This window comes from Paenibacillus sp. P4_A7 (assembly GCF_056402455.1).
In genome coordinates this window covers 1-5,825 of sequence record NZ_JBFUHJ010000355.1, presented here as the reverse complement: position 1 = coordinate 5,825, position 5,825 = coordinate 1, and the positions used below count along the sequence as shown (strand labels likewise).

The window sequence follows — 5,825 nt, the reverse complement described above, 5'->3', positions numbered from 1 at the left end:
AAATACCTCTAATAGCTGTTAATAAAGGATTGCCTCGTCCGAGACTGACCCCAAGAGACATGCCATGAATGTTTCCCGACGGACTCGTCTCCTCCGTATTTAGATCGGAATGCGCATCAAACCAGATGACGCCAAGATTGCTGAAATGCTCAGCTAAACCTGCTATAGTGCCAATTGAAATGCTGTGATCGCCGCCTAATACTAGAGGAAACTCGCCTGCTGCCACTATTCCCGACACCCGATCAGCCAGCAGCGTACTCATTTCCAGCACCTCAGCCAAATGCTTCACTTGTATGTTCTCAACAGGATCCACTTGCAGCGGCTGTAAAATAATTTCCTCTGCTATGCGATATGTGATACTCAGCTCATCCAGCTTTGCTAATAATGCGGCATTCTCAATAATATGAGCAGGCCCCAGTTCAGCACCCGCGATGCCAGCCCCTTTGCCGAAGGGAACCTTCACTAGGGCTACTTGTTGTTTTATCATGACCGTCAGCCTCCTGTTTCGGTGCTGCTGCAAAATACGGCCGCTATACGTTCATATGCCCAATCGATCTCTGCTTCGGTAATGATGAGCGGGGGGGCTAATCGAATCACATACTCATGTGTTTCCTTGCATAACAGCCCTAGACGCATCAGTCTTTCACAATAATCCCGAGCGGGTGTGAGCAGCTCTATCGCGATAAATAAGCCTCTTCCTCTTATCTCAGCTATGTCAGGGTGCTTAAGCTGAACTAGCTTCTCCATAAAATAGTTCCCCAGTCGCTCAGAACGCTCAGCAAGCTTCTCTGACTCGATAACATCAAGCGCAGCAATCGCAACCGCACAACTTAATGGATTGCCTCCAAAAGTAGACCCATGTGAACCCGGTTCAAACACATCCATAATCGCTGAATCTGCCGCAATCGCAGAGACAGGCATAACGCCGCCGCCTAGCGCTTTTCCCATAATATAAATATCAGGTATAACCGCTTCCCAATCACAAGCAAACCTGCGTCCTGTACGTCCAAAGCCCGTTTGAATTTCATCTGCAACGAGCAGGATCTGTTCCTCTGTGCAAAGCTTAGCTAATTCGGATAGAAAACCATTTGGCGGAATACGAATACCCGCTTCCCCTTGAATCGGCTCAATGAGCACCGCAGCCGTATTTGGGCTTATAGCTTTTTTTAGAGCGTCAATATCACCATATGGAACTAGCCGGAAGCCTGGAGTAAACGGCCCAAAGCCATTTTTATATTCTGATGTTGATGAGAAGGAAGTAACCGTAATCGTCCGACCGTGAAAGTTCCCTTCGAAAACGATGATTTCAGCTTGATCTTCTGGAATACGCTTCACGTCATACGCCCAGCGCCGCACCGCTTTAATAGCCGTCTCTACCGCCTCGGCACCAGTATTCATAGGCAGAATCCGCTCTTTATCGGTATAGGCGGATAGCTTCTCTAGAAACAATCCCATCGTTTCATTGTGAAAAGCCCGTGACGTTAAGGTCACCTTATCTGCTTGTTCCTTCAATGCTTGAATAATGCTGGGATGGCGATGTCCTTGGTTCAAAGCCGAATAGGCGCTAAGCATATCCATGTATCGTATACCCTCCGTATCCTGCACCCACACACCCTCTGCTTTACTAATAACGATTGGCAGGGGATGATAATTCCGGGCTCCGTAACGTTCTGCCAGCTCCATGTCATTCTGTGCCCTAGTCATCTCCCGCTCCTTTCCGCATGCTTCACAAAAAATAATCGTTTATGCATTTTATGCGGTAAGTCGACAGCAAATAACCGTTTCAGCGTTTAAGGTAGAAACGGTTGATTGCCGATCAAGCTGCGAGAACTTAATTTGGTTTTGGGCAAAAAAAAGAAACAGAGCTGATATAAGCTCCATTCCTAAATATTTTGAATCGATATGGTGGTGTGAATGATTAGTTAGTTGCCGCTTGCTTAAAATGCTCCGTACAGAAATCGAAAACCATTTTTTCTTCGTCTTCTTCCATCTCGAAGTCAATGTACTCATTGGATGATTTAACAAGGAACTCGTATTTTACAATACGTGTGCGGTCCTCTTCCACGACATAAACGACACGCAGACACACGCCATCTTCATTATAAAGCTCGTCATCATCTGGCACGTCCAAATCAAGCACAAACTCATAACGATCACCTGTCAAAATGCCAAATGGGTCCTTCATAATTTGAACGCTATATTCCGTAATTGCGAACATTCCATCCACTCCTTTTCTATATAAAAAACACAAGCGTAAACGGCTGTCGCTGCCCTTTGCGGCAAAGCTCGTTTCGCGGTGAATTATAAGCCTCGTTATAAGTGTGAAACTTATAAAGTCTTATAATTAAGCAAAAGCAGCCCGAAACTTGATAATCAAGTTCCAGACTGCCGTTCATGATTCATTAGTCAGCTTACATGCCGGTCAATGTTTCAGTTAGTACAGGGACAATTTGCGATTTACGTGATACAACGCCTTTAAGAATCGCTTTGTTATCCTCTAGAGCTACATTATAAGCTTTCTCTACTGCGTTTGCTACTTTACCTAATGAAAGCGCAACGGAATCATTATTCAAGATATCCGTTACAACGAGTACAAACAGGTCAAGACCCTTAGCTGCAATGATTTCGTTAAGAGCTGCTTCCAGCTCAACTTGACGGGACAGTACGTCATTTGTATCCACCGCATTAACTTGTGCGATTTCTACTTTGTAGCTTCCCATTGAGAATTCTTTTGCATCCAGTGAGATCAGTTGAGCAATCGTCTTGTCGCTAAGATCCGCTCCAGCCTTCAGCATATCAAGTCCATAGCTGTCTGCGTCAACGCCAGCGATTTCCGCTAGCTCACGAGCTGCCGCTACATCTTCATCTGTGCAGGTTGGGGATTTGAACAATAGTGAGTCAGAGATGATTGCAGATAACATAAGGCCAGCAATTTCTTTACGAATGGCTACGCCATTTTCTTTATACAATTTATTCAAAATCGTCGCTGTACATCCAACAGGCTCTGCGCGGAAATAAAGCGGGTGGCTAGTTTCGAAATTAGCGATGCGATGATGGTCAATAACCTCTAGAACGCGTACTTTATCGATATCGTTCGCGCTTTGTTGACGTTCGTTGTGGTCAACCAAAATTACGGTTTTTGCTTCATCAGCCACATTCTCYACGAGACGCGGTGCTTCAATGCCGAAATAGTTCAATGCATACTGTGTTTCGCCGTTAATTTCACCAAGGCGAATCGCTTCAACGTTAGCACCTAGCTTCGTTTTCAGCTCTGCGTAGGCAATTGCTGATGTAATTGTGTCTGTGTCCGGGTTTTTGTGTCCGAAAATTAGAGTTTTTTCCATTGTGAGACTCCTTAAAGGTTATTTGTCGGCTGGCACGAGCAGACATCTTCAGCCAAGCTCTTATCCTGCCATTATACACTAAAAACCATTATAACCTTAAGTCACAATTATTCCTATACCTTTACACTGAATTAATGTAAACAAAGATGTCTTACCCCTTAACCCCAGATGAGGCAACACTCTGTTGCACTTGTTCCTGAACTAGCACGTAAATCAGTATTCCGGGAATAATGACCATAATCAGCGCTGCGAACATTCTTGTATAATTGTAAGAGAACGTTTCGTTAAAAAACTTCAACGCCACTGGCAACACTCTATTTTCTTGGCTGGATGTTAAGATTAGCGCATAGAAGTATTCATTCCAATTATTTAGAAACATCAATATGCCTGCTGTAGAAAGCCCTGATTTTGCCAGCGGCAAATTCACGCTCCAGAAGATCCGCCAGAAGCCCGCACCGTCAATTAAAGCTGATTCGTCAAGGTCTTTAGGAATTGCAATAAAAGACAATCGTAATATGAACAATGCCAAAGCCATTCCAAATGAGGCATACACCAGGATCAGTGCCGCTTTCGTAYCATAAAGATCCAATTTCATAATTAATGTGAAAATGGGCTGCGCACGAGCGTATCCTGGTACAAGCAAAGTAATCGTACATAGAATAAATAGAAAGGTTTTCCCCCGAAAGTTGAACTTCCCGAAAATGTATCCGGCAAGGGCGTAAATAAAAAGCGCAATTAGTGTCGCGGTTACAGCAATGAACATGGAGTTCTTAAAATAACTAAAAAAGTCGTACTGAGTCAAAACGTCCTTATATGCCTGAATATCGATTTTTTTGGGTAATGAAAAAGGATCTCCCAATATTTCTTTGTTTGTTTTAAATGATGACAACAAAATCCATAGCAAAGGAAAAATAGACACAATCACAGTAAAAACCATAACACTGTAAGAAAAAATTCGTTCAGGCCAATCTCTTTTTCTAACTTTCATTAGAAGCACACCGCCTTAATAAGTACTCTCATTCATCTTGAATATTTTATTGATTACAAACAGAACAAGGACACCAAGTAGAATCATAATCGTCGCTGCCGCATTGGCATATCCATAATTGTAGTTAACGATCCCGTCATAGAGCATCAGCGTAATATTATAGGTATCGTTTCCCGGTCCCCCCCTGGAGGTAAGCGCAACTTCTTCGAAACCGGCGATTCTCGCAGTCACCGACAATATAATACCTGTCGCAATCGCTTTTTTTACAAGCGGCAAATTAATATACCTGATAATGTTCCACTCGCTCGCGCCGTCCAAAAGCGCAGCTTCATGAACTTCTTTCGGGATTGCCATTAAATCATTGTAGACAATCAAAGTGACATAAACAGCGTAAAATAACCAAGTCAAAGTAATGGCAAAAAATGCACTCGGAGAATCATAAAACCAATTTACATGAAAATCGGAGAATCCTATGCTCCTAATCAAATTATTCAGAAATCCAATCTCATCATTGAATAAAAGCTTATAAATGATTGCCCAGGCAGCAGAGGAGATCACCATGGGAACCATGAATACACCCCGGACAAATCTCCATCCCATATGTTTCTTGTACAAAACAAACGCCACCAACGTTCCAAATCCAACGTGCAAAGTAGCCGCAATCAATGACCACAATAAGAGGTTTCGCAACGCTATAAAAAATGTGTTGTCATAAGTAATCAAATTGATATAATTGTCGAATCCGTTAAAAACAGGCGTACTCAAGCCGTCCCATTTCATAAATCCCGTAATCAGTACGGTACCAATAGGGATGACGTAAAAAAACGCCAGGACAAGAATCGTAGGCGCCAAAAAAGCCGCGATCCACAAATTTAGCCACTTAATCTTCATTTCCTCACCTCTTATTTTATAATGGACCCTCTCACTTCAAGTGGAGGGCCCATTGATCATGCTATTTCTTGAATTGTTGCGCTTTTTTAGTTAAATGTTCAGCAAACTCCTCAGGTGTCATTTTACCTTGTGCCAACAATGGCAGAAATCCGCTGAATTCTTTGGAAGCGATCTGATCTGGCCACACATCCMCCATGGATTGTGCAATTAGTTTAAGATCGTTCGACACGGACTTGTTCATCTCAGCCATAATCGGATTCAATTTGGATTCGAATGCTTCTGAAGTTGTTACGTTCGGAGCTTGGCCGCCTTCAGCAATCATAAACAGTTCAACTTCCTCATGAGAACGAATAAATTCGAGGAATGCCAGTGCTGCGTCCGTTTCCTCTTGTTTCAATCCTTTAGGAATCCACCAGGAGTAACTTGCTGTAGTTGCAAGCCCGATACCACCTGGATACAGGGATGCGCCCACTTTCTTGTCAAAGCCTTCAGGCGCCTTCGAGGTATCAGCGAAGTCGCCGACCATCCAGGTGCCATTTGCGATAATCGCTGTTCTTTCATTAAGGAAATTATTAGCCGCGTCGGCGTAGACAGATCCAAGC

At 43.4% G+C, this 5,825-nt stretch carries 7 protein-coding genes; all 7 read right to left on the bottom strand.

Annotated features, from left to right (window positions below; genetic code table 11):
• The coding region (locus tag AC1DWN_RS26045) for an arginase family protein (protein ID WP_477561801.1) at nucleotides 1-487 on the bottom strand (487 nt) is incomplete at its 3' end.
• Between the two features lie 5 nt (nucleotides 488-492).
• Nucleotides 493-1,704 (bottom strand): ornithine--oxo-acid transaminase, encoded by a 1,212-nt coding sequence (locus tag AC1DWN_RS26040; protein ID WP_477561800.1) that lies wholly within the window; start codon nucleotides 1,702-1,704, stop codon nucleotides 493-495.
• Nucleotides 1,705-1,918: 214 nt separating this feature from the next.
• Nucleotides 1,919-2,218, bottom strand: a complete 300-nt coding sequence (locus tag AC1DWN_RS26035; RefSeq protein ID WP_477561799.1) for a DUF6509 family protein — start codon at nucleotides 2,216-2,218, stop codon at nucleotides 1,919-1,921.
• 193 nt (nucleotides 2,219-2,411) lie between these two features.
• A complete protein-coding gene (locus tag AC1DWN_RS26030) occupies nucleotides 2,412-3,344 on the bottom strand; it encodes a manganese-dependent inorganic pyrophosphatase (RefSeq protein WP_477561798.1) in 933 nt (310 codons plus the stop codon).
• A 151-nt stretch (nucleotides 3,345-3,495) separates the two neighbouring features.
• A complete protein-coding gene (locus AC1DWN_RS26025; RefSeq protein ID WP_477561797.1) occupies nucleotides 3,496-4,332 on the bottom strand; it encodes a carbohydrate ABC transporter permease in 837 nt (278 codons plus the stop codon).
• A 15-nt stretch (nucleotides 4,333-4,347) separates the two neighbouring features.
• Nucleotides 4,348-5,223: a carbohydrate ABC transporter permease gene (locus AC1DWN_RS26020; protein WP_477561796.1), complete on the bottom strand. Its 876-nt coding sequence runs from the start codon at nucleotides 5,221-5,223 to the stop codon at nucleotides 4,348-4,350.
• A 61-nt stretch (nucleotides 5,224-5,284) separates the two neighbouring features.
• A partial coding sequence (locus AC1DWN_RS26015) for an extracellular solute-binding protein (RefSeq protein WP_477561795.1) occupies nucleotides 5,285-5,825 on the bottom strand: 541 nt, incomplete at its 5' end.